Source organism: Streptomyces sp. NPDC046915 (genome assembly GCF_040644935.1).
Classification (GTDB): Bacteria; Actinomycetota; Actinomycetes; order Streptomycetales; family Streptomycetaceae; genus Streptomyces.
This window is the reverse complement of sequence record NZ_JBEYXB010000003.1, coordinates 451,374-475,614: the sequence shown is the minus strand read 5'-3', so window position 1 is coordinate 475,614 and position 24,241 is coordinate 451,374. Positions and strand designations below refer to the sequence as shown.

Genomic DNA, 24,241 nt, shown 5'->3' with positions numbered 1-24,241 from the left:
CGGCATGTTCGCTCAGGGCGAACCGTCGATGGGGGAATCCGGTCCTCGGCTGCCCCACTCCACCTGGGGGCCGTACGCCGGCTCGAGGTGCACGGCGTGCCGCGGCGGGTGGGCCGCCGGGCCGAGGACGAAGACGTCCTCCGCGCCGTCGAGCGCCCCGCCCGAGGGATCGTCGTCTCCGGAGCGGCGCACCACGTCGCGCTCCGGCATGAGGATGTCCCGGACCACGACGGCGCACAGGTACAGCGTGCCCAGCAGGTGCAGGGCGATCGCCCACTGGTAGCCGTGGGTCGGCAGTCCCTTGTGGGCGTCCCCGCTGGTCGTGTACGCGAGGTACATCCAGATGCCCAGGAAGTACGAGACCTCGCACGCCTGCCAGATCAGGAAGTCCCGCCACTTCGGCCGGGCGAGCACGGCCAGCGGGACCAGCCACAGGACGTACTGCGGCGAGTAGACCTTGTTGGTGACGATGAAGGCGGCCACCATCAGGAAGGCCAGCTGCGCGAAGCGCGGCCGGCGCGGGGCCGTGAAGGTCAGCACCGCGATGCCCACGAACGACAGCGCCACCAGCAGCGTGGCGAAGAAGTTGACCGTGTCGGTGGTGGGCGGGTTGCTGGAGTTCTGGGCCCAGATCAGCCAGAAGGAGCCGAAGTCGACGCCCCGGTCATGGCTGAAGGTGTAGAACTTCGACCAGCCGTCGAAGGCGAAGACCATCACCGGCAGGTTCACGGCCAGCCAGGCGACCACCGCGCCGCCCACGGCCGTGAAGTACTCCCGCCACTTGCCCGCGCGCCAGCACAGCACGAGCAGCGGGCCGAGGAGGAAGACGGGATAGAGCTTGGCGGCCGTGGCGAGCCCCAGCAGGACACCGAAGGCGACCGTGCGGCCCCGGGCCCACATCAGCATCGCCGCGGCCGTCAGCGCCACCGCCAGCAGGTCCCAGTTGATGGTGGCGGTCAGCGCGAATGCGGGCGCCAGGGCGACCAGGAGGCCGTCCCAGGGGCGCCGGGCGTGGGTCCGGGCGACGCAGACGGCGATGACGGCCGCGCACACCATCAGCATCCCGGCGTTGGCGAACCAGTACCACTGCTCCTGGTGCTGGATGCTGCCGCTGTGGGGCGTGAGCCAGGAGGCCACCTCCATGAACACACCGGTCAGGACCGGGTATTCGAGGTACTGCATGTCGCCCTGGAGCTTGTCGAAGTACGGCACCAGCCCGTCGGAGAAGCCGCGCCCCTGATAGAGGTGCGGGATGTCCGAGTAGCACGCGTGCGTGTACTGCGAGCTGGCGCCGAAGAACCAGCCGCTGTTGTAGCAGGGTGCCTTCTGGACCAGGCCGAGGGCGAACATGCCGATCGCCACAAGCGCCACGACCCGGACGGGAGTCCACCAGGACGTCCCGAGCAGGGCGCGCCGCCCGATGGGGCCGCCGATCAGCTCACTGCCGGCCGCGGCGACCTCGTCCTCCCTGGTCGGCCGCACCGGCTCCCCTCGGGCGGGTCGCACCGGCTCGGGCTCGTGCACGCTCGCGGGCGTCGTCTCTGCACTGGGCATGGGGCACATCCTGCCGTACCTGTCTAGGAATACGCCGAGGGCCGCCGCACCTCGCGGGTGCGGCGGCCCATGTTTCACGTGAAACACCCTTGGCGGGCGAAATGACCACCAACCGGTCGGAGGCCTGGTCTAGCCCCCGTTCGAACCGGCGAAGAGGCCTCCATTGCCGTTACCTCTGGTGTTGCCGTTACCCGTGGTGTCCGTGGGTGTCGGCGACTGGGTGATGCCTCCGTCCGTATTGCCGGCGTCGGTACCACCGTCGTTCTGGCAGTTGCCCCAGCCGAACTGGCAGGTGTCGGTCGGCGAGGGCGACTCCGTGGTGGGCGTGTCACTGGGCGTGGGGCTCGGGGACTCAGTCGGGGTCTCGGTCGGCTGCGTGGGCGTGACCGTCGGGGTCGGGGTGGGGGCGCCCGCCTCGTCCGAGACCTCACCGATCTTCTCGGCATCCGGGAAACTCAGGTCCGACTTGCCCTTGAGCGCGGCCTTCATGTACTCGGTCCACACCGACGTCGGGATGTCACCACCGTGGATGGAGGCGACGCCGGCCGTGCCGTTCATGGAGAGCAGCTTGTGGTCCTTCGGATTCTCCCGGAACATCGCCACCGAGGTGGACAGCTGCCGGGTGTAGCCGACGAACCAGGCCGACTTGTTGCTGTCGGTGGTACCGGTCTTGCCGGCCGCCGTACGGCCCAGGGCCTTGGCGTTCTGACCCGTACCGTTCTGGATCACGTTCTCCAGCGTGTCCGTGACGTTGTTCGCGATGTTCGCGTCCATCGCCTGGCTGCTCTTCGGCTTGGAGAAGCCGGGCTGTTCCGTCCCGTTGTACTTGAGCTGCGTCACCGAGTACGGGTCCGTGTGCTTGCCGGAGGCGGCGAAGGTCGAGTAGGCGTCGGCCATGCGGATGGCGCTGGGAGTCGACGTACCGATGGCGAACGACGGGTTGAGATCCGTCGCCATGCTGTCTTCCAGGATGCCGGACGCCTTCGCGACATCGCGTACGTGCGTCATACCCACATCCACGCCGAGCTGCACGAACGGCGTGTTCACGGACTGCTCCATCGCCTTGCGAAGGCTGATGTAGCCCCAGGCGTGGTTGCTCTCGTTGTTCTGGAAGAAGGTCGAGTTGTCCTTGTTCAGGAAGTACGTGCCGTCCGGCCGTCTCACCTTGAGGTGATCATCGCCGTTGTACTTGCTCAGCGGTGAGATGCCTTCACCGTCGGTCTTGTACGTGCCGTACTCCATCGCCGCGGCCAGCACGAAAGGCTTCCACGTCGAACCGACGGGGACACCCGAGGTGTCGGCGTTGTTGGTGAAGTGGCCGTTCTCGTAACCGGCACCGCCGTAGAGCGCGACGATCGCGCCGTCATTGGGTACCACCGAGGCCGCGCCGAACTGGACGTACTTGTCCAGCTCCCGCGTCTTGGGGTTCAGGCGCTGCTTCTGGATCTTCTTCACGGCCGCGGTCAGCTCGCTGACCTTGTCCTTGTCGAAGGTCGTGTAGATCTGGTAGCCGCCCTTGTCGAACTGCGCCTCCGTGATGTCGGAGTGCGCCAGGACGTACTTCTTCGCCGTATCCGCCAGATAGCTGATCTGACCGGTCATGCCCTTGGTCGCCTTGCGGCCCTGAGGCATGGGGTAGTGGCTTATGGCCGTCTGGTAGTCGGCGTCGCTGAGGTGCTTGTCCTTGTGCATCTCGCCGAGGATCCAGCCCCAGCGGTCCTTGGAACGCTTGGTGTTGGCAGCCTGGGTCGCCGACTTGTCGAGGTCCGTGGCTCCGGCCGGGTCGTAGTACGTCGGGCCCTTGAGCAGGGCCGCGAGCACGGCGCACTCGTTCGGCTTGAGATCGACCGCGTCCTTGCCGTAGTACGTCTGCGCCGCGGCCTGGATGCCGTAGGCGCCACGACCGTAGTACGAGGTGTTCAGGTAGCCCTGGAGGATCTGCGGCTTCTTGAGCTTCGTCCCCACCTTGATGGAGATGAACATCTCCTTGAACTTCCGGGAGATCGACTGCTCCTGGGTCAGGTAGGTGTTCTTGACGAACTGCTGGGTGATCGTCGACCCACCCTGCGTCTGACCGCCCCGCGCCATGTTGGCCAGGGCGCGGGCGATGCCCATGGGGTCGACACCGGAGTCCGAGTAGAAACTCTTGTTCTCCGCCGAGATCACCGCGTACTGCATGGCCTCGGGGATCTGCTCGATAGGGATATTCTGCCGGTTCGCACCCGTACCGGTGGCCACCATCTGCTTGCCGTTGGACCAGTAGTAGACGTTGTTCTGGGACTTGGCCGCGTCGTTCTCGCTGGGGATCGAGACCATCGCGTAGGCGATGCCGAACGTGGCGACCAGGCTGCCCATGAACCCGATGAACAGCCCGGAGACGAGCTTCCAGGACGGCATCCAGCGGCGCCACCCGTACTTGCCCGCGCGCGGGTAGTCGATGAAGCGTTTCCTGGCGGGCTCACTCACCCGGCCTCTGCCGCGCCCAGGACCGGCCGGCCCGCCGGGACCACCGCGCCGGCCGCCCGGTCCGGTGTTGTCGGCCCCTCTGCGGCGGCCGCCCGTGTTTCTCTGTGCCGCACGGCGGGTCTCGGCGCGGCCACCGTACTGGTGGTCATCACCTCCCGAGCCGTAGGCGTCGGAAGGGGACCCGGTGGCGTCACGCGGAGCCGCGCGGCGGCCGGAGGACGAGCCGGACTGACCGCGTCGGGCCGCGGCACGTCCGCCTCCCTGCGGCTGCGGCTGTTTGCGACGGTGCTCGCTCATCGAACGATTACTCCTCGGGCAGGCGCACCCATGCGCGCCTGGAAACGGCGGCTGGTTTCCGGTCCCCCCGAAGTACGGATGCGGTCGTTCCTGCATTCACCCGTACTGCACCGAGGACATCGACGCTCCCCAGGCATCACTTGGTTCCCGGTGGTGTGCATGCCGCACAGACTACGCACCGTCAAAACCCTCCGAGTCCCGAGGTTCGCCGCAAATAGGGCAACTCACCTCCTACGAATCGGTGATGTGATCCCGTTCACCGTCACCCCTCTTGTCGCGTGCGGACGGCCGTTCTATCGTCTAGATGTATCGAGTCGATACATCAGAGCGAGATAAGCGAGACAAGGACGAGGGAGGCGACGATGAGCCGGCGTTCCGGGATCCTCGAGTTCGCCGTACTCGGCCTGCTTCGCGAGTCCCCGATGCACGGCTATGAGCTGCGCAAACGACTCAATACGTCCCTCGGTGTGTTCCGTGCGTTCAGCTACGGGACGCTGTATCCCTGCCTCAAGACGCTGGTCGCCAACGGCTGGTTGATCGAGGAACCGGGGAACACGCACGAGGACGCACTCGCCGCTCCGCTGACCGGCCGCCGCGCGAAGATCGTGTACCGATTGACGGCAGAAGGTAAGGAGCACTTCGAGGAGCTGCTCTCGCAGACCGGCCCCGACGCCTACGAGGACGAGCACTTCGCCGCACGTTTCGCCTTCTTCGGCCAGACGTCGCGCGATGTGCGGATGCGCGTGCTGGAGGGCCGGCGCAGCCGTCTGGAGGAGCGCCTGGAGAAGATGCGCGCCTCTCTGGCGCGCACCCGGGAGCGCCTCGACGACTACACGCTTGAGCTGCAGCGCCACGGGATGGAGTCCGTGGAGCGCGAAGTGCGCTGGCTGAACGAGCTCATCGAGAGCGAGCGGGCCGGGCGGGACCTGAAAGGTTCCGCGTCCGGGGGACCCGCTCAGCAGGACAACACATCTGGAGCGCCGGGCGGCCTGCCCCGGTCCGGGGACACCCCCGGACCGGATACGCCCGACGACACCGCCACGTGAGACCCACTCAGGGCCTCACTCGTACACACAGGGAGCAACCGGAATGGGTTCGGTTCGCGTAGCCGTCGTCGGCGTGGGCAACTGCGCCGCGTCGCTGGTGCAGGGAGTCGAGTACTACAAGGACGCCGACGCGGCCTCCAAGGTCCCCGGCCTGATGCACGTGCAGTTCGGTGACTACCACGTGCGGGACATCGAGTTCGTCGCCGCCTTCGACGTCGACGCGAAGAAGGTCGGCCTCGACCTCGCGGACGCCATCGGCGCCTCCGAGAACAACACGATCAAGATCTGCGACGTGCCCACCACCGGTGTCACCGTCCAGCGCGGCCACACCCTCGACGGCCTCGGCAAGTACTACCGCGAGACCATCGAGGAGTCCGACGCGGAGCCGGTCGACGTCGTCCAGGTCCTGAAGGACAAGCAGGTCGACGTCCTGGTCTGCTACCTGCCCGTCGGTTCCGAGGACGCGGCGAAGTTCTACGCCCAGGCCGCCATCGACGCCAAGGTCGCCTTCGTCAACGCCCTCCCGGTCTTCATCGCCGGCACCAAGGAGTGGGCGGACAAGTTCACCGAGGCCGGTGTCCCGATCGTCGGCGACGACATCAAGTCCCAGGTCGGCGCCACCATCACGCACCGCGTCATGGCGAAGCTGTTCGAGGACCGCGGTGTCGTGCTGGACCGCACGATGCAGCTGAACGTCGGCGGCAACATGGACTTCAAGAACATGCTCGAGCGCGACCGCCTGGAGTCCAAGAAGATCTCCAAGACGCAGGCCGTCACCTCGCAGATCCCCGACCGGGAGCTCGGCGAGAAGAACGTCCACATCGGCCCGTCCGACTACGTGGCCTGGCTGGACGACCGCAAGTGGGCCTACGTCCGCCTCGAGGGCCGCGCCTTCGGTGACGTCCCGCTGAACCTGGAGTACAAGCTCGAGGTCTGGGACTCCCCGAACTCCGCCGGCGTCATCATCGACGCCCTGCGCGCCGCGAAGATCGCCAAGGACCGCGGCATCGGCGGCCCGATCCTGTCGGCGTCCTCGTACTTCATGAAGTCCCCGCCGGTGCAGTACTTCGACGACGAGGCTCGCGAGAACGTCGAGAAGTTCATCCGCGGCGAGGTCGAGCGCTAGCCGACCGGCCACGCCGAAAAACGCTCCTGCCAGGGCTGAGAGGGTCCCCGGGTACTCCGCCCCGGGGGCCCTCCCTTGTGTGAGGCTGTGCCCCATGCCCGTCGTCCGTGACCTGCGCGTCCTGCTGCGCCTGCGTGACTTCCGGCGCCTGCTCGCCGTCCGCCTGCTCTCCCAGGGCGCCGACGGTGTCTACCAGGTCGCACTCGCCGCCTACGTCGTCTTCTCGCCGGAGAAGCAGACCTCGCCCGCCGCGATCGCCTCGGCCATGGCGGTACTGCTGCTGCCGTACTCGCTGGTCGGCCCCTTCGCCGGGGTCTTCCTCGACCGCTGGCGGCGCCGCCAGGTCCTCCTGTACGGCAATCTGCTGCGTGCTCTGCTGGCGGCGGCCACCGCCCTCCTGATGGCCGGCGACGTCCCGGAGGCGCTCTTCTACGTCTCCGCCCTGTGTGTCACCGCCGTCAACCGCTTCGTCCTGTCCGGCCTCTCCGCCGCGCTGCCCCGCGTGGTCGACACCGAGCGCCTGGTGATCGCCAACTCGCTCTCCCCGACCGCCGGAACGCTCGCCGCGACCGCGGGCGGCGGCCTCGCCTTCGCCGTACGGCTGGCGGTGTCCGACTCCGATGCCACCGTCGTCCTGCTGGGAGCGCTGCTGTACCTGTGCGCGGCCCTCGCGTCACTGACCATGGCCCCCGGACTGCTGGGACCCGAGCGCGCACCGAGCCGGCCACGCCTGCGCGCCGCGCTCGCCGGAACCACACGTGATCTGCTGGCGGGAATGCGCCACCTCGCCGCGCCCGCGCGCCGAGGAGCGGCCTGGGCGCTGGCGTCGATGACGCTGATGCGCTTCTGCTACGGCGCGCTGCTCGTCATGCTGCTGATGCTGTGCCGGTACGCGCTCTCCTCAGGCCCCGAAGAGGGGCTCGGTCTGCTGGGGCTGGCCCTCGGGCTCTCCGGCGCGGGATTCTTCGCCGCGGCCGCGGTGACGCCCTGGGCGGTCGGACGGCTCGGCCCCGGACGCTGGATCGCCGTGTGCGCCGGGTCCGCCGCGCTCCTGGAGCCCGCGCTCGGCCTGCCCTTCGCCACCGGCCCCCTCCTGGTCGCCTCCTTCGTCCTGGGGCTGATCACCCAGGGCGCGAAGATCGCCACCGACACCGTCGTCCAGTCGACCGTCGACGACGGCTTCCGAGGCCGGATCTTTTCCGTGTACGACGTGCTCTTCAACGTCGCCTTCGTCGGCGCAGCGGCCGTGGCCGCCCTCATGCTCCCGCCGGACGGCCGGTCGGTCGTGCTGGTGGTCCTGGTCGCCGTGGTCTACGGAGTGGTTGCTGTTGCTATGGCCCGCTTTGAGCGACGGTAAGTGTCACATCACGGCCACAGAGGCTTCCTGGGTTACAGGGTTGTCAGTGGCAACCGCTAACTTACGTGGGTCTTATTTCGCGCCACGCGCATCCACGTTCTAGGGGGACCCCCGAGTGACTACTCCGCCGCCGCAGGGCCAGGCTCCGTACCCGCCCCAGGGTCAGGCTCCCTACCCGCCGCAGGGTCAGGCACCGTACCCGCCCCAGCCCGGCTTCCCCCAGCAGGCCGCCCCGTACGCGCCGGTGCCGCCCCAGGCTCCCAAGCGCAAGATCAGCTTCAAGATGATCAGGACCATCGTCATCGTGGTGATCGCCCTCGGCGCAGCCATCGGCGGCTACCTGTCGAGCCGGAACGACGCCGACACGGCGAAGGTCGGTGACTGCATGCACCGCGGCAGCACCAACGACACCAACCCGGACCTCGAGGTCGTGGACTGTGGTTCGTCCAAGGCCCAGTTCGTGGTGCTGGCCAAGGTCAAGGGCACGTACTCCGGCACCTCGGCCCAGATCTCCTGTGAGACCAAGGCCAAGGACTTCCAGTACGCCTACACCGAGCAGAAGAGCGGCAGCGACTTCCTGCTCTGCCTGAAGGACTACAAGAAGTAAGGACGAAGCGGAGAGGGGCGGTGTTTCACGTGAAACACCGCCCCTCTTCATGTCCCGGCCGCTCCGCCATGCATGTTTCACGTGAAACATGCACCACTTCCACGGCCTCAGCTCTGCTCGGCCCACCACCCCTTGAGCGCGGCCACCGCGTCGTCGGGACCCATGGGCCCATGCTCCAGGCGAAGCTCCAGCATGTGCTTGTAGGCCTTCCCCACGACCGGGCCGGGACCGACCCCCAGGATCTCCATGATCTGGTTGCCGTCGAGGTCCGGGCGGATCGCGTCGAGCTCCTCCTGCTCCTGGAGCTGGGCGATGCGCTCCTCCAGACCGTCGTAGGCACGGGACAGCGCGGCCGCCTTGCGCTTGTTCCGGGTCGTGCAGTCGGAACGGGTCAGCTTGTGGAGGCGGCCGAGGAGCGGGCCCGCGTCACGGACGTAGCGCCGGACCGCGGAGTCCGTCCACTCGCCGGTGCCGTAGCCGTGGAAGCGCAGGTGGAGTTCGACCAGGCGTGAGACGTCCTTCACCAGTTCGTTGGAGTACTTCAGGGCCGTCATGCGCTTCTTGGTCATCTTCGCCCCGACCACCTCGTGGTGGTGGAAGGAAACCCGGCCGTCCGTCTCGAAGCGGCGCGTCCGCGGCTTGCCGATGTCGTGCAGCAGCGCCGCCAGGCGGAGGGTCAGGTCGGGACCGTCCTCCTCCAGCGCGATCGCCTGCTCCAGAACGATCAGCGTGTGCTCGTAGACATCCTTGTGCCGGTGGTGCTCGTCGCTCTCCAGGCGCAGGGCGGGCAGCTCGGCCAGCACATGGTCCGCGAGGCCAGTGTCGACCAGCAGCGTCAGCCCCTTGCGGGGGTACGCGGAAAGGATCAGCTTGTTCAGCTCGTCCCGTACCCGCTCGGCCGACACGATCTCGATCCGCCCGGCCATCTCCTTCATCGCGCCGACGACCTCGTCGGCCACCTCGAAGTCGAGCTGGGCGGCGAAACGCGCGGCCCGCATCATCCGCAGCGGGTCGTCGGAGAAGGACGCCTCAGGCGTTCCAGGAGTACGCAGCACCCGAGCGGCAAGATCCTGGAGCCCGCCGTGCGGATCGACGAACTCCTTCTCCGGCAGCGCCACCGCCATCGCGTTCACCGTGAAGTCGCGCCGGACGAGGTCCTCCTCGATGGAGTCCCCGTACGACACCTCGGGCTTGCGCGAGGTACGGTCGTACGCCTCCGACCGGTATGTGGTCACCTCGATCTGGAAGCATCGATCAACGTCTTCGACACGGGCGTTCTTCTGCGCTCCCACCGTGCCGAACGCGATCCCGACCTCCCAGACCGCGTCCGCCCAGGGCCGCATGATCTTCAGAACGTCCTCGGGCCGGGCATCGGTGGTGAAGTCCAGGTCGTTCCCGAGCCGGCCGAGGAGCGCGTCCCGGACCGAGCCGCCGACCAGTGCGAGGGAGAACCCCGCCTCCTGGAAACGGCGGGCGAGATCGTCGGCGACAGGGGCCACCCGCAGCAGTTCGCTCACCGCGCGCTGCTGCGCCTGGCTGAGGGCGTTGGGAGTGTCTTCGTTGGCGTTCGGCACAACAGAAGAGGGTACGTGGCCCGGCTGCCCGGCAGCGCCTCCATTAAGTACACGGGAACAGAGGGATGTCTTTCCTCACAAAGCCAGCCTTTGCCACGTACGCCCGTTCTCCCCTTGATAGTGGAAATACCGGGTGGGGTGGCGGGAAATACCGGGCGGGGCGGTACTGTCTTCGGATCTTGTGGAGCAGACCGCGGCACTTCCCCTCGGCGCACATCGTTACCATGCGTGGACGCACATTCCGACGACCACTGACGACGACGAGGGACGGGCGAGCGCGTGGCCGAGGCGGCAGACTTCCAGGGGATGAGTCCCTCACCTGCCCGCCGCTGGCTGCGGCGCACCGGAGCACTGCTCGCCGGGGCGCCGCTGCTGGCCGGCCTGCTCCAGCTGCCCGCCGCCGCTCCCGCCCAGGCCGCCGCCTCGGACACGGTGGACGTCTCCCTTGACTCCCTGAGCCCCAGCGCGCCCACCGACGGGGACACGCTGACCGTCTCCGGCACGGTGACCAACAACGGCAAGCAGACGGTCAACGACGCGCACGTCGGGCTGCGGGTGGGTCCCCAGCTGGACACCCGCTCGGCGATCGACACCACCGCCGAGCGCTCCGACGACCTCCAGACCTCCGTCGGCTCCGAGGTCGGCGGCAAGTACGTCGAGAAGTTCGACAAGCTGACTCCGGGCGTCGCCGAGCACTTCAGCATCTCCGTCCCGATCGACAAGCTCGACCTCGGCCAGGACGGCGTCTACGAGTTCGACGTCTCGCTCTCCGGCCAGACGTCCGCCCAGCCGTGGGACCAGGTGCTCGGCATCCGGCGCACCTTCCTGCCGTGGCAGCCGGGCGAGGCCGACACCCAGACGAAGACCACGTATCTGTGGCCGCTGATCTCCACCGTCCACATGACGGCGAAGACCGGCGCCGGCGAACAGCAGACGCCCGTCTTCCGCAACGACGACCTCGCCAAGGAGATCGCCCCGGGCGGCCGCCTGGCGCAGATGCTGGCGCTGGGCAAGGACCTCGACGTCACCTGGGTGATCGACCCGGACCTGCTGGCCTCCGTGGACGCGATGGCAGGCACCTACAAGATCCAGGGCCCGGGTGACACCACCACGGCCGGCACCCATCAGGCGGTCGCCAAGCAGTGGCTCGCCGATCTACAGGAAGCGGTGGCCGGCAAGGAGGTCGTCGCCCTGCCGTTCGCCGACCCGGACCTGGCCTCCCTCGCCCACAACGGAACGAGCGTCACCGGTTCGCTGAGCCACCTCAAGGACGCCACCGACGTCGCCTCCACCACGGTGAAGACCGTGCTCCACGTCACACCGAGCACCGAGTTCGCCTGGCCCGTGGACGGCGCCGTCGACCCCTCGATCATCAAGGTCGCCACCTCCGCCGGTGCGGACAAGGTGATCGCCCGCAGCGACAGCCTCCAGGAGAACGGCAGCCTGTCCTACACGCCCTCCGCCGCCCGTCCGGTCGGCGGAGGCACCACCGCGGTGGTCGCGGACGCCCGGCTGTCCACGGCGTTCGAGAGCGACCTGACGAAGGCGGGCGCCGCCACGCTCGCCGTGCAGCAGTTCCTGGCCCAGAGCCTGGAGCTCGACCACCAGACGGACAAGCAGCGCAGCATCGTCGTCGCCCCGCAGCGCATGCCGTCCGGCGGGCAGGCCCAGGCGATGGCCCAGGCGATCACGGCCCTCCAGGGCAGCACCTGGAGCCAGTCGCAGGATCTCGCCGCCACGGCCAAGGCCAAGCCGGACGCCGACGCCACCACACGGATCCCGTCGACGTCCGCCTATCCCTCCTCGCTGCGCAAGCAGGAGCTGCCTCGCTCGGCCTTCGAGCAGATCGCGCGGACCGAGGACAAGCTCGAGAACTTCAAGGTGATCCTCACCGACCAGTCCCGGGTCGTGACCCCCTTCGGGCGGGCCATGAACCGCGAGATGTCCCTGTCGTGGCGGGACCGGAGCCGCACCGCGGACAGCTTCCGGCAGGCCGTGGAGAACTACATCGACGACCTCGCCCAGCAGGTCAAGCTGATCCCCAAGTCGGAGACGAAGCTCTCCGGCCGCAGCGCCACCATCCCGGTGACCGTCCAGAACAACCTGGTCCAGGGCGCCGACCACCTCATGCTGCGCCTCACCTCGACCATGCCGACCCGCCTCAAGATCGGCGGCAAGGCCTACATGGAGCAGCCCGTCGCCGTGTCCGGCGGACACAGTCAGTCCGTGAAGTTCACCACGTCGGCCAACGCCAACGGCCCCGTGACGGTGACCGCCCAGCTGTACACGCAGGACGGCCAGAAGTACGGCCAGGCGGTTCAGTTCGACGTGAAGGTCACCGAGGTCACGCCCACGGTGATGCTGGTCATCGGCGGCGGTGTCCTGCTGCTCGTGCTCGCCGGATTCCGCATGTACACACAGCGCAAGCGCGCGGCCGCCCGGCAGGCCGAGGGCGACGGGCCCGACGAGGCGGGGGAGGACACCGAGGGGCCGGAGAACCCCGAAGGCGACGACGACCGTCTCACGGAGGAATCCGACAGGCACTCCCGGGCAGGCGACCCGGAGCAGCCGAGTGACCCGACACCGGACACCGCACCGGAAAGCGCCGACCCGTCCGGGACGGGTGAGAGAGTGGACCGTTGAGCGATGTCGTGGCCGGTGGGCCCGGGGACGATGAGGTGGGGTAAACCATGAATTCGCCGTACGACGGTGACCGCGGCCAGGCCGCGGCCGGCTCGGGCTACCCCGAGTCGCCCGAGCCCGGTCAGGTGCCGCCGCAGCACGCGGCGGACATGTACCTCCAGGACGCCTACGACCAGGACCCCTACCGGGCACAGGACCTCTCCGCCCAGGACCCGGTCGCCGAGGCGCTGTACGACCGTGCCGCCCACCCCCCGCCGCCCCCTGGCACGTATCCGCAGCAGCAGCCGTACGCTCAGCCGGCCCAGTCCCCGTACGCTCCCGACCCGCACCTGTGGGCTCAGACCCCGGCTCCGGAACCGTCCGGCCCGACCCAGTACCTGCCGTACGGCGACGACCCCCGTACGACCCAGTTCGTGGGCGTCGACGACCTGGTGACGCACTCCGGTGAGGAGCGCCACCAGCCGGACGCCTTCGCACACCTCTTCCGGGACCAGCAGCAGGGCGGCGGGCAGCAGTCGACGGAGCCCCCGTCCGTACCGGGCCCGGCCGCCGCACCGGGCGGGCCCCAGGCGCCCGCCGGGCAGTACCCGGCGGCCTCGTACCCCGCCGCTCCGTATCCCGGGCCAGGGGCGTACGGCGCCGCTTCCCACGCCGCGGCGCCGCCCGCCGCCGGTCCTTCCGCCTCCGCGCCCGCTCCAGCCGCCCCCGGCGGCCCCCCGGGCCCCCCGGGCCCCCCGGGCCAGGAGGCCGCCGCTCCCGCGGCTCCCGTCGGGAAGAAGGGCGGCAAGGCCGCTGGCCTGCTGAAGTCCAGCGCCGTCATGGCGGCGGGCACGATGGTCTCCCGCCTCACCGGCTTCGTCCGCTCCGCGCTGATCGTCTCCGCGCTGGGCCTCGGCTTCCTCGGCGACTCCTTCCAGGTCGCCTACCAGTTGCCGACGATGATCTACATCCTCACCGTCGGCGGCGGTCTCAACTCCGTCTTCGTGCCGCAGCTGGTGCGCTCCATGAAGGAGGACGAGGACGGCGGCGAGTCCTTCGCCAACCGACTGCTGACGCTCGTGATGGTGGCTCTCGCCGCGCTCACCGCGCTGGCGATGTTCGCCGCTCCACTGCTGGTGCGGATGATCTCCAACTCCGTCGCCACCAACCCGGCGGCCAACGAGGTCGCGGTCACCTTCACCCGCTACTTCCTGCCCTCGATCTTCTTCATGGGCATCCATGTGGTGATGGGTCAGGTCCTCAACGCGCGCGGCAAGTTCGGCGCCATGATGTGGACCCCGGTCCTGAACAACATCGTCATCATCGTGACGCTCGGCATGTTCATCTGGGTGTACGGCTCCGCCGCCAACTCCCACATGACCGTCACGAACATCCCGCCGGAGGGCCAGCGCCTCCTCGGCATCGGCGTGCTGCTCGGCCTGGTCGTCCAGGCCCTGGCCATGATCCCGTACCTGCGCGAGACCGGGTTCCGGCTGCGGCTGCGCTTCGACTGGCGGGGCCACGGCCTGGGCAAGGCCGCGATGCTCGCCAAGTGGACGGTGCTGTTCGTCCTCGCCAACCAGGCCGGCGCCATGATCGTGACCCAGCTGTCGACCGCCGCCGGCAAGGACGCCGGGGTCGCGGGCACCGGCTTCGCCGCCTACGCCAACGCCCAGTTGATCTGGGGCCTGCCGCAGGCCATCATCACCGTCTCCCTCATGGCGGCCCTGCTGCCGCGCATCTCGCGCTCGGCCGCCGAAGGCGACAGTGGCGCCGTCCGCGACGACATCTCGCAGGGCCTGCGCACGACCGCGGTCGCGATCGTGCCCATCGCCTTCGGCTTCGTCGCGCTCGGCATCCCGATGTGCACGCTGATCTTCGGCTCCTCAGGCACCAGCGAGGCCACCAACATGGGCTTCATGCTGATGGCCTTCGGCCTCGGCCTGATCCCGTACTCCGTGCAGTACGTCGTCCTGCGTGCCTTCTACGCCTACGAGGACACCCGCACGCCCTTCTACAACACCGTCATCGTGGCCGTGGTCAACGCGGGCGCCTCGGGGGCCTGTTACTTCCTGCTCCCCGCCCGCTGGGCCGTCGCCGGCATGGCGGCCGCGTACGGCCTCGCCTACGCGATCGGTGTGGGCGTCGCCTGGAAGCGGCTGCGCAAGCGGCTCGGCGGCGACCTGGACGGCGCCAGGGTCACCAGGACGTACGCCCGGCTGTGCATCGCCTCCGTACCCGCCGCCCTGCTCAGTGGTGCGGCCTGCTACGGAATCGGCCACACTCTCGGTCAGGGCGTTCTCGGCTCCTTCGCCGCGCTGCTGACCGGTGGCGCGGTCCTCCTGGGGGTCTTCTTCGTCGCTGCCCGACGCATGCGCATCGACGAGCTCAACTCCCTCGTGGGCATGGTGCGCGGGCGCCTGGGGCGCTGAGGCAGGGGTACGCGCACAACCATCGTTCGCCGCCGCGTGTCGTGCATAGCGGCGGACTGTGGGCACAATTGGTTTCGGCGTCGGACAGGGTGCAATGGATGGGGAGGCAGGGAACGACGGTGGCGGAACGTAGCACGGCTGCCGTCGACGTGGCAGACAACAGCGGTGACGAGCCGCTGACCGCCAAGGCGGACCAGTCCACGGCCGACGGGGTGGCCCAGAACCCGGAGCGGGACACACACAGCGACGAGGTGGAGGGGAGCGGCGGGACGGACGGTCCTGGAAAGGCCTCGCCTCCCGAACTGCACAGCGGTCACAAGCTCGCCAGACGCTACCGTCTGGAGGAGTGCGTCACCCGTCTGGACGGATTCAGCAGCTGGCGAGCGGTGGACGAGAAACTCCGGCGTGCCGTCGGCGTCCACGTCCTGCCCGCGGATCACGCGCGGGCCCGTTCGGTGCTGGCCGCCGCACGCTCCTCCGCGCTGCTCGGCGATCCCCGCTTCGTCCAGGTCCTGGACGCGGTCGAGGAGAACGACCTCGTGTACGTCGTGCACGAGTGGCTGCCCGACGCCACCGAGTTGTCCACACTGCTGTCCGCCGGGCCGCTGGAACCGCACGACGCCTACCAGCTGGTCAGCCAGGTGTCCTCCGCCATGGCCGCCGCCCACCGTGAGGGCCTCGCCCATCTGCGTCTCAACCCGAACGCCGTACTGCGTGCCTCCACCGGCCAGTGGCGCATCCGCGGTCTCGCCGTCAACGCGGCACTGCGCGGCATCAGTTCCGACACCCCCCAACGCACCGACACCGAGGCGATCGGCGCCCTGCTGTACGCGGCGCTGACCCAGCGCTGGCCGTACGAGAACGACGCCTACGGCCTGTCCGGCCTGCCCAAGGACATCGGTCTGATCCCGCCGGACCAGGTGCGGGCCGGTGTGCACCGCGGGCTGTCCGAGCTCGCCATGCGGGCACTGGCCAACGACGGTGCCACCGCCTCCCGGCACGAATCGCCCTGCACCACTCCCGAGGAACTGGTGAAGGCGATCGGGGAGATGCCGCGCATCCGGCCGCCGGAGCCCGCGTTCACGGCCCCGCCGGAGTACCAGCGCACGACCTACCAGCAGGGCACGTACGGCCGCCCCGCGCCGCGCCCCGGCGCCACCCAGCCGCTCACGACCCCTCCGCCCCCGCTACAGAGCCGCACCGGCAAGGCCCTGAAGTGGGCGGTCTCCGCCCTCCTCATCGCCGCCCTGGGCCTCGGCAGCTGGCAGCTCGCGGACGCCCTGATGAACCAGGACGGCAAGTCCGAGGACAAGCCGACCACGCAGACCACGGACGGGGGCGACAAGGGCGGCAAGAAGAAGCCGACCGCCTCCGGCAAGCCGATCACCATCACCAAGGCCTGGGACTTCGACCCCTTCAGCGAAGACCATTCCGAGAAGCCGGCCGACATAGGGAAGGCCTACGACAACAGCACAAGCACGTACTGGCAGACGGACTTCTACCTGAGCCCGAACTTCGGCAACCTGAAATCGGGCGTCGGCATCATCCTGGACCTCGGCAAGGCCCAGCAGGTCGGGAAGGTGACCGTCACCTTCCAGGGAGACACGTCGGTCGAGCTCCGCAGTGCGAGCGGAGACCCGGGCTCTCGGCCGACATCCTTCTCCGCCTACACCAAGGTCGCCGCGGGCTCGGGAACCACCGTGGAGCTCAAGCCCGGGAAGTCCCTCAAGTCGCGGTACGTCCTGGTGTGGCTGACCAAGCTGCCGTCGCAGCCGGACGGCCAGTGGCGCGGCAGGGTGGCGGACATCAAGGTGACCAGCTGAGGCTGGATTCCAGCCGGGAAGTCCGTAAGGTTGCCCCCGAGGGAGGGGCGGATGACAGATGGCGCCGGCTACGGCGACGCGAAGGACGAGGATCTCCTCGCCCGACACGTCGAAGGTGATCCCGACGCCTTCGGGGAGATCGTTCGGCGGCATCGGGACCGGCTGTGGGCGGTGGCCCTGCGGACCCTGGGGGACCGTGAGGAGGCCGCTGACGCGGTCCAGGACGCGCTGGTGTCGGCCTACCGGGCCGCACACACCTTCCGGGGCCAGTCGGCCGTCACGACCTGGCTGCACCGGATCACGGTGAACGCCTGTCTGGACCGTGCCCGCAAGGCCGCCTCACGGAAGACCGCTCCCGTCGACGACACCGAGCGCCTCGAGCAGCTGCTGGAGCCGCACGAGGCGGCCTCGGCTCCCGCGGAGAGAAACGACCTGCACCGCCAGCTCCTCGAAGCCCTCGGCACTCTTCCGCCCGACCAGCGCGCCGCCCTCGTCCTCGTGGACATGCAGGGCTACCCCGTCGCCGAGGCCGCCCGTGTCCTGGATGTGCCGACGGGCACGGTGAAGAGCCGCTGCGCCCGAGGCAGAGCCAGGCTCCTGCCGCTGCTCTCCCACCTACGGCCGGAAAGACCCGGCGACGGGAAAGAACCCGGCCAAGCACGGAACCGGACGCAGGGGACATCCGTCCCACCCGCAGCGGGGCCTCAGGACACAGTGAAGGGCGGAGGTGGGCGAGCGTGACTTCCACGACAGACGCGGCCGGGCACCCGGACGTCGCCGAGATCTCCGACCTCACCGAGAACCTCCTCCCACCGTCCCGGACCGAGGAGATACGACGCCATCTGGAGGAGTGCGAGCTCTGCGCCGACGTCCACGCCTCCCTGGAAGAGATCCGGGGTCTTCTGGGCGCACTGCCTGAGCCGCCCCGCATGCCCGCCGATGTCGCCGACCGCATCGATGCCGCCCTCGCCGCCGAGGCACCGGTGACTCATGTTTCACGTGAAACACCGACACCGGCAGACCGCCCCGCCGGACGCCCGCAGGCGGCTACCGGGCCGGGCCGCAAGGATCACGGACGCGGGCGCCGTCGCCGGACCGTCGTCCTGGGTGCCGTCCTCACCGCAGCCGTCCTGGGTGCCGGATCCCTCTTCCTTCAGTCCCTCGGCACCGACAAGTCGAGCTCGACGACACAGGGCCGGCAGACGGCCTCCGTCGGCACCTTCTCCGGAAGCGACCTCAGGAGTCAGGTGGACGGCCTCCTCTCGACGACGAAGAAGCCACAACGAGGCTCCGAGAGCGCCAAGACCCTGATGCAGCCCTCCGTCCCCGTCCCGGAGTGCGTCCGGGACGGCATCCACGGCAACGGTGACGGTGACGTCCTCGGAGCGAAGACAGGGACCTACGAGGGAAAGAACGCCTTCCTCGTCGTGGTGTCCGACACCTCCGACCCCGCCCGGGTCACGGCCTACGTCATCGACGCCGCCTGTGTCAGCCGGCAGCCCGTCTCGGCGGGCAAGGTCCTGGCGAAGCAGTCCCTCGCACGTCCCTGAACAAGGCGGCTTCGTCCCGGCCCAACGTGGTAATCCGTACCGTGGGTGAACCCCCGTGTGCCCGGACACACCGGGAATGCGCGCCCCTTAGGATCCGTTGGGTGGGGTGAGGGCTCCGAAGGTGCTCCCACCGGTCGAATGACGCAGACCAGAGACGAGGAATCAAGCCGTGAGCGACGTCCGTAACGTGATCATCATCGGCTCCGGGCCCGCCGGCTACACGGCGGCGCTCTACACCGCGCGCGCGTCGCTGAAGCCCCTGGTGTTCGAGGGAGCCGTCACTGCCGGCGGTGCCCTGATGAACACCACCGAAGTGGAGAACTTCCCGGGCTTCCGCGACGGCATCATGGGCCCCGAGCTCATGGACAACATGCGCGCCCAGGCGGAGCGCTTCGGTGCCGAGCTGATCCCGGACGATGTCGTCTCGGTCGACCTGGCCGGAGAGATCAAGACCGTCACGGACACCGCGGGCACGGTCCACCGGGCCAAGGCCGTCATCGTCACCACCGGCTCCCAGCACCGCAAGCTCGGCCTGCCGAACGAGGACGCGCTGTCCGGCCGCGGTGTCTCCTGGTGCGCCACCTGTGACGGGTTCTTCTTCAGGGATCAGGACATCGCCGTGATCGGTGGCGGTGACACCGCGATGGAGGAGGCCACCTTCCTCTCCCGGTTCGCCAAGTCCGTGACCATCGTCCACCGCCGGGACACCCTGCGCGCCTCCAAGGCCATGCAGGAGCGCGCCTTCGCCGACCCGAAGATCAAGTTCGTATGGGACAGCGAGGTCGCCGAGATCCAGGGCGACCCCAAGCTGGCCGGCCTGAAGCTGCGCAACATCAAGACCGGCGAGCTGTCGGACCTGGCGGTGACGGGTCTGTTCATCGCGATCGGCCACGACCCGCGCACCGAGCTGTTCAAGGGCCAGCTGGACCTTGACGAGGAGGGCTACCTGAAGGTCGCCGCGCCCTCCACCCGCACCAATGTGACCGGTGTCTTCGCCGCCGGTGACGTGGTCGACCACACCTACCGCCAGGCGATCACCGCGGCCGGCACGGGCTGTTCCGCCGCCCTGGACGCCGAGCGCTTCCTCTCCGCCCTCGCGGACGAGGAGGAGCCGGAGCCCGAGAAGACCGCTGTCTGACCCCCTTACACCCCACCGCACGCACCCGTTAGGAGCCACCCGTGGCCGACCTGAAGAACGTGACCGACGACTCCTTCGAGCAGGACGTCCTCAAGAGCGACAAGCCCGTCCTGGTGGACTTCTGGGCCGCCTGGTGCGGTCCGTGCCGTCAGATCGCTCCGTCCCTCGAGGCGATCGCCGCCGAGTACGGCGACAAGATCGAGGTCGTGAAGCTCAACATCGACGAGAACCCGGGCACGGCCGCGAAGTACGGCGTCATGTCGATCCCGACCCTGAACGTCTACCAGCACGGCGAGGTCGCCAAGACCATCGTCGGCGCCAAGCCCAAGGCCGCAATCGTCCGCGACCTCGAGGACTTCATCGCCGAGTGACGTTTCACGTGAAACACGAATGGGCCAACCCCTCGGGGTTGGCCCATCTGTTTTGGAGGAGCTGCCCCCGCTGCTTCAGAGGGGTCGCAGGGCCGGTTCCTTCTGTACGGCTCCCAGCAGCCGGTCGAGCGCCATCTCCACGTCTTCCTTCCAGGAGAGCGTCGATCTGAGCTCCAGCCGCAGCCGGGGATGTGCGGGGTGCTGCCGGACCGTCTTGAAACCCACGGCCAGCAGATGATCGGCGGGCAGCAGACAGGCCGGTTCCTTCCAGCGGGCATCGCCGAACGCCTCGATGGCTTTGAAGCCGCGGCGCAGGAGATCCTTGGCAACCGTCTGGACCATCACCCGGCCGAGCCCCTGCCCCTGATAGCCCGGCATGATGAAGCTCGTCATCAGCTGCACCGCGTCCGGGGACACCGGACTCGTGGGGAACGCGGTGGACCGGGGGACATAGGCGGGGGGAGCGTAGAGCACGAAGCCCACCGGGATGTCATCGACATAGACCACCCGGCCGCAGGATCCCCAGTCCAGCAGGACGGCGGAGATCCACGCCTCCTTCTCCAGAGCAGCTGTCCCTGCCTTTACCGCGGCCTCGCCGCTGACCGGGTCCAGTTCCCAGAAGACGCACGAGCGACAGCGCTTGGGAAGGTCCTGAAGGTTGTCCAACGTGAGCGGTACGAGCCGGCGCCCCATGAAGGCTGTTCCTCGCTTCCTTCGCCCGCGGTCTCGCGAGCGGCTGTCAGTGCGCTCCGTTCCCTGAGCAGACTGCCGACGAACCCGCCGACCGCGCCGAGCCCGAGACCCGCGCTCACCAGTCCGGTGCGGCTCACCGATCGCATGGCCCCCGCCTCCCACTCAGAGGTGCCGTCAGGTGGATGCGCCATACCCGATCGCATCGTATCCACGATGCGATTGCCTAGAAACCGCCTGAAAGCAAAGAGCGGACCGTGTTCCGGTACTTACCGGACACGATCCGCTCCCCTGCCCGCGCGGATCAACCGCGCCGTCAGTCCTCCGTGTCCTCGGACTCCGAGGACGCCGAGGACTCACCGTCATGAAGGCCCTTCTGGAGGACCTGCCCCTCGCCCGGAGCGAGTGTGCCCAGGATCCGCTCCAGGTCCTCCATGGAGGCGAACTCGACCGTGATCTTGCCCTTCTTCTGCCCCAGGTCGACCTTCACCCGAGTCTCGAAGCGATCCGACAGTCGGGTGGCGAGATCGGTCAGCGCCGGGGAGACCCGGGCACCGGCCCGCGGCCCCTTCGAGCGCTGCGCCTTCTGCGGCCGCGAGCCCATCAGCGTCACGATCTCCTCGACCGCCCGCACGGAAAGCCCCTCGGCCACGATCCGGTGGGCCAGCCGGTCCTGCTCCTCCGAGTCCTCGACCGAGAGCAGCGCTCGGGCATGTCCGGCGGAGAGCACACCGGCGGCCACCCGCTTCTGCACGGCCGACGAGAGCTTCAGCAGACGCAGCGTGTTGGAGACCTGCGGGCGGGAACGCCCGATGCGGTCCGCCAGCTGGTCGTGGGTGCAGTTGAAGTCCTTCAGCAACTGGTCGTAGGCGGCCGCCTCTTCCAGCGGGTTCAGCTGTGCCCGGTGCAGGTTCTCCAGCAGTGCGTCCAGGAGGAGCTTCTCGTCCTCCGTGGCCCGTACGATCGCCGGGATCGCCTCGAGCCCGGCCTCACGGCAGGCCCGCCAGCGCCGCTCACCCATGATGAGCTCGTAGTGGTCGGGACCCAGCTGCCGTACGACGACGGGCTGGAGAAGGCCGACTTCCTGGATGGAGGTGACGAGCTCCTGGAGCGCGTCCTCGTCGAAGACGTCACGCGGCTGGCGAGGGTTCGGCGTGATGGAGTCGAGGGGGATCTCGGCGAAGTGCGCACCCATCGGGGGCGCGGGCACCTCCCCGGCTCCATGAACCGGAAGCTCCTCGGTCTCCTCGGGAACGGGAGGCAGCGTGGCCACCTTCGCCGCGGCCACTCCCCGATCGGCCATCAGGACCGGCACCGTCGCGGGGGACGGGGACGAGGATGCTGCACCCCCCACCGGGGCCGAGGGCGGGTTCTTCTCCGTCGGGGCAGCAGGAATCAGTGCCCCGAGACCACGGCCCAGCCCCCTCCGTCGCTCGCTCACTGGATCCCCTCCACCATGCTCGGATTGCTCTGTGCGCCGATGTGGGCCTGAATCGGGTCGTAGCTGACGCCGACACCCTTCAGCGCGATTTCTCGTGCGGCCTCAAGATAGGAGAGGGCACCGCTCGAACCTGGATCGTACGTCAGTACCGTCTGGCCGTAACTCGGCGCCTCGGAGATGCGGACCGACCGGGGAATGCTCGTCCGCAGCACCTCGTCGCCGAAGTGGGTGCGCACCTCGTCCGCGACCTGGGACGCGAGCCGCGTCCGGCCGTCGTACATGGTGAGCAGGATCGTCGATACATGCAGGTCGGGGTTGAGGTGCCCCCGCACCAGGTCGACATTGCGCAGCAGTTGACCCAGGCCCTCCAACGCGTAGTACTCGCACTGGATCGGGATGAGGACCTCCTGGCCGGCGACCAACGCGTTGACCGTCAACAGGCCGAGCGATGGCGGGCAGTCGATGAGGATGTAGTCCAGCGGCTGCTCATAGGCCCGGATCGCCCGCTCCAGCCGGCTCTCCCGCGCCACCAGGGACACCAGCTCGATCTCCGCACCGGCGAGATCGATCGTGGCCGGGGCACAGAACAGTCCCTCGACATCGGGAACAGGCTGGACGACCTCCGCCAGGGGCCTGCTCTCGACCAAGACGTCATAGATGGACGGAACTTCGGCGTGGTGGTCGATACCGAGGGCAGTGGACGCGTTGCCCTGCGGATCGAGGTCGACCACCAGGACACGGCCGCCGTGCAGAGCCAGCGAAGCGGCAAGGTTGACGGTCGTCGTCGTCTTGCCGACGCCGCCCTTCTGGTTGGCGACCACCATGACCCGGGTCTGCTCAGGCCGTGGCAGGCCTTCACCGGCACGGCCGAGAGCCTCCACCGCAAGTTGGGCAGCACGACCGATGGGAGTGTCGTCCATCGGAGGCGGTGTTTCACGTGAAACATCCGCCCCCATCGACTCGGTACGGGGACCGGGGACCGGATCGGTCATCGGTCCCGCGATGTTGGCGTCGGACCGCAAGGATTCACTCTCCTCGACTTCAGGCTCGCAATACACAGAGCCTCCCATGCCTTCGGGGTCGTGAACCAGTGAGGCCTGTCGTTCTGTGGAGAAATCCACCTCTGTGGACAACTCCGTTACCTCTCCGAGCGAGCCGAGAGGCTTCCGGTCCCGCGGTTCGGCCGCGGCCCGACCGCGACTGATGATGCCGTGCAGCAGTGAGCGACGTTTCACGTGAAACACGATGCACAGCGAGCGCGTCCGGACTGTCGCGACACTCCGTCATGCATAGGTTTGGCAGCTTGTGTGGAGTACGTCTCGTCGTCAGGACGGATCAGCGCGGCCGATCCGTCCTGACGCCCTCACCGACGCCTGCGCGCTCGTCCCGTACGGGCCGCCTTGGCCCGCTTGGCCGCGAAGCGAACACCTCCCGGGCTTTCGCCCACCTCGACCCGCACCACGGTGGACAGGGGATCCACCACTCCCTCACCGACCTGAAGGATGGACGTCGACACCGCACCGAGCTTGCTCAACGCGACGGTCGCGGCCTTCAGCTCCTCCTCCGCGGTGTCCCCCTTGAGCGCGAGCATCTCGCCGTAGGGCCTCAGCAGTGGGATGCCCCACGTGGCCAGCCGGTCCAGGGGAGCCACCGCACGGGCCGTGACCACATGCACCGGCTGGACCCTGCCCATGACCTCCTCGGCACGGCCGCGCACTACGGTCACATGGTCCAGGCCCAGTAGCTCGACGACCTCGGTCAGGAAGTTGGTACGCCGAAGGAGCGGCTCCAACAGGGTGATCTTCAGATCGCCTCGGACGAGCGCCAGGGGAATCCCGGGCAGACCGGCACCAGAGCCGACATCACACACGGTCACGCCCTCCGGAACCACCTCCGAGAGCACCGCGCAGTTCAGCAGATGCCGCTCCCAGAGGCGAGGCACCTCACGGGGGCCGATCAGCCCACGCTGCACACCGGCTTCGGCGAGCAGCTCCGCATAGCGCACCGCATCGGCGAAGCGATCACCGAACACCTCCCGCGCCTGCTCAGGCGCAGGGGGGAGCTCCGCTGCCTCCGTCACGGGGACCGTCCTTCCCTACAGCATCGGCACGCACGCGCCGACCACCAGAACTACCAGGCTGACAAAG

Annotated in this window: 18 protein-coding genes; 11 read left to right on the top strand and 7 right to left on the bottom strand. The window is 68.7% G+C overall.

Annotated features, from left to right (window positions below; genetic code table 11):
* Positions 1–12: 12 nt before the first annotated feature.
* Positions 13–1,554, bottom strand: coding sequence for a glycosyltransferase 87 family protein (locus ABZ915_RS10330; protein WP_361798909.1), 1,542 nt, complete (start codon positions 1,552–1,554; stop codon positions 13–15).
* Positions 1,555–1,683: 129 nt separating this feature from the next.
* The gene (locus tag ABZ915_RS10325; RefSeq protein ID WP_361799492.1) at positions 1,684–3,951 is read right to left on the bottom strand and encodes a transglycosylase domain-containing protein; all 2,268 of its coding nucleotides are present in this window, start codon (positions 3,949–3,951) and stop codon (positions 1,684–1,686) included.
* A gap of 728 nt (positions 3,952–4,679) precedes the next feature.
* Between ABZ915_RS10325 and ABZ915_RS10320 the strand changes: the two genes are divergently transcribed.
* The 4 genes from ABZ915_RS10320 (at position 4,680) to ABZ915_RS10305 (ending at position 8,453) form a co-directional block, all read left to right on the top strand.
* Positions 4,680–5,363 carry a helix-turn-helix transcriptional regulator gene (locus ABZ915_RS10320; protein WP_361798907.1) on the top strand — a complete coding sequence of 228 codons (684 nt, stop codon included), beginning with the start codon at positions 4,680–4,682 and terminating at the stop codon, positions 5,361–5,363.
* A gap of 43 nt (positions 5,364–5,406) precedes the next feature.
* The gene (locus ABZ915_RS10315; protein ID WP_361798904.1) at positions 5,407–6,489 is read left to right on the top strand and encodes an inositol-3-phosphate synthase; all 1,083 of its coding nucleotides are present in this window, start codon (positions 5,407–5,409) and stop codon (positions 6,487–6,489) included.
* Between the two features lie 94 nt (positions 6,490–6,583).
* Complete coding sequence (locus ABZ915_RS10310) at positions 6,584–7,846, top strand: MFS transporter (protein WP_361798901.1); 1,263 nt, start codon at positions 6,584–6,586, stop codon at positions 7,844–7,846.
* Between the two features lie 115 nt (positions 7,847–7,961).
* Positions 7,962–8,453: a hypothetical protein gene (locus ABZ915_RS10305; protein WP_361798898.1), complete on the top strand. Its 492-nt coding sequence runs from the start codon at positions 7,962–7,964 to the stop codon at positions 8,451–8,453.
* 107 nt (positions 8,454–8,560) lie between these two features.
* On the opposite strand, the gene ABZ915_RS10300 is transcribed toward ABZ915_RS10305, so the two are convergent.
* Positions 8,561–10,027, bottom strand: coding sequence for a CCA tRNA nucleotidyltransferase (locus ABZ915_RS10300; protein WP_361798895.1), 1,467 nt, complete (start codon positions 10,025–10,027; stop codon positions 8,561–8,563).
* Positions 10,028–10,306: 279 nt separating this feature from the next.
* Here ABZ915_RS10300 and ABZ915_RS10295 point away from each other — a divergent pair, with 279 nt between their 5' ends.
* From ABZ915_RS10295 to trxA, 7 genes are all read left to right on the top strand, one after another.
* Positions 10,307–12,670, top strand: a complete 2,364-nt coding sequence (locus ABZ915_RS10295; protein ID WP_361798892.1) for a DUF6049 family protein — start codon at positions 10,307–10,309, stop codon at positions 12,668–12,670.
* Between the two features lie 47 nt (positions 12,671–12,717).
* Entirely contained in the window at positions 12,718–15,081 is a 2,364-nt protein-coding gene (gene murJ / locus ABZ915_RS10290) for a murein biosynthesis integral membrane protein MurJ (protein ID WP_361798889.1), read from the top strand.
* Positions 15,082–15,200: 119 nt separating this feature from the next.
* The gene (locus ABZ915_RS10285) at positions 15,201–16,904 is read left to right on the top strand and encodes a protein kinase family protein (protein WP_361798886.1); all 1,704 of its coding nucleotides are present in this window, start codon (positions 15,201–15,203) and stop codon (positions 16,902–16,904) included.
* A 51-nt stretch (positions 16,905–16,955) separates the two neighbouring features.
* Entirely contained in the window at positions 16,956–17,645 is a 690-nt protein-coding gene (gene sigM, locus ABZ915_RS10280; RefSeq protein ID WP_361798883.1) for an RNA polymerase sigma factor SigM, read from the top strand.
* Positions 17,642–18,454, top strand: coding sequence for a hypothetical protein (locus tag ABZ915_RS10275; protein WP_361798880.1), 813 nt, complete (start codon positions 17,642–17,644; stop codon positions 18,452–18,454). The genes sigM and ABZ915_RS10275 overlap by 4 nt, the downstream gene beginning before the upstream one ends.
* Before the next feature lie 169 nt (positions 18,455–18,623).
* The gene (trxB, locus tag ABZ915_RS10270; RefSeq protein ID WP_361798877.1) at positions 18,624–19,592 is read left to right on the top strand and encodes a thioredoxin-disulfide reductase; all 969 of its coding nucleotides are present in this window, start codon (positions 18,624–18,626) and stop codon (positions 19,590–19,592) included.
* A gap of 41 nt (positions 19,593–19,633) precedes the next feature.
* On the top strand, positions 19,634–19,963 hold the full coding sequence (trxA, locus tag ABZ915_RS10265) for a thioredoxin (RefSeq protein WP_355929580.1): 330 nt from the start codon (positions 19,634–19,636) through the stop codon (positions 19,961–19,963).
* A gap of 75 nt (positions 19,964–20,038) precedes the next feature.
* On the opposite strand, the gene ABZ915_RS10260 is transcribed toward trxA, so the two are convergent.
* The 4 genes from ABZ915_RS10260 to rsmG form a co-directional block, all read right to left on the bottom strand.
* On the bottom strand, positions 20,039–20,656 hold the full coding sequence (locus tag ABZ915_RS10260; RefSeq protein ID WP_361798873.1) for a GNAT family N-acetyltransferase: 618 nt from the start codon (positions 20,654–20,656) through the stop codon (positions 20,039–20,041).
* A gap of 313 nt (positions 20,657–20,969) precedes the next feature.
* Positions 20,970–22,094 (bottom strand): ParB/RepB/Spo0J family partition protein, encoded by a 1,125-nt coding sequence (locus tag ABZ915_RS10255; RefSeq protein ID WP_361798870.1) that lies wholly within the window; start codon positions 22,092–22,094, stop codon positions 20,970–20,972.
* On the bottom strand, positions 22,091–23,164 hold the full coding sequence (locus tag ABZ915_RS10250) for a ParA family protein (RefSeq protein WP_361799489.1): 1,074 nt from the start codon (positions 23,162–23,164) through the stop codon (positions 22,091–22,093). The genes ABZ915_RS10255 and ABZ915_RS10250 overlap by 4 nt, the downstream gene beginning before the upstream one ends.
* A gap of 293 nt (positions 23,165–23,457) precedes the next feature.
* Positions 23,458–24,174 carry a 16S rRNA (guanine(527)-N(7))-methyltransferase RsmG gene (gene rsmG, locus ABZ915_RS10245; RefSeq protein WP_361798867.1) on the bottom strand — a complete coding sequence of 239 codons (717 nt, stop codon included), beginning with the start codon at positions 24,172–24,174 and terminating at the stop codon, positions 23,458–23,460.
* Positions 24,175–24,241 lie beyond the last annotated feature (67 nt).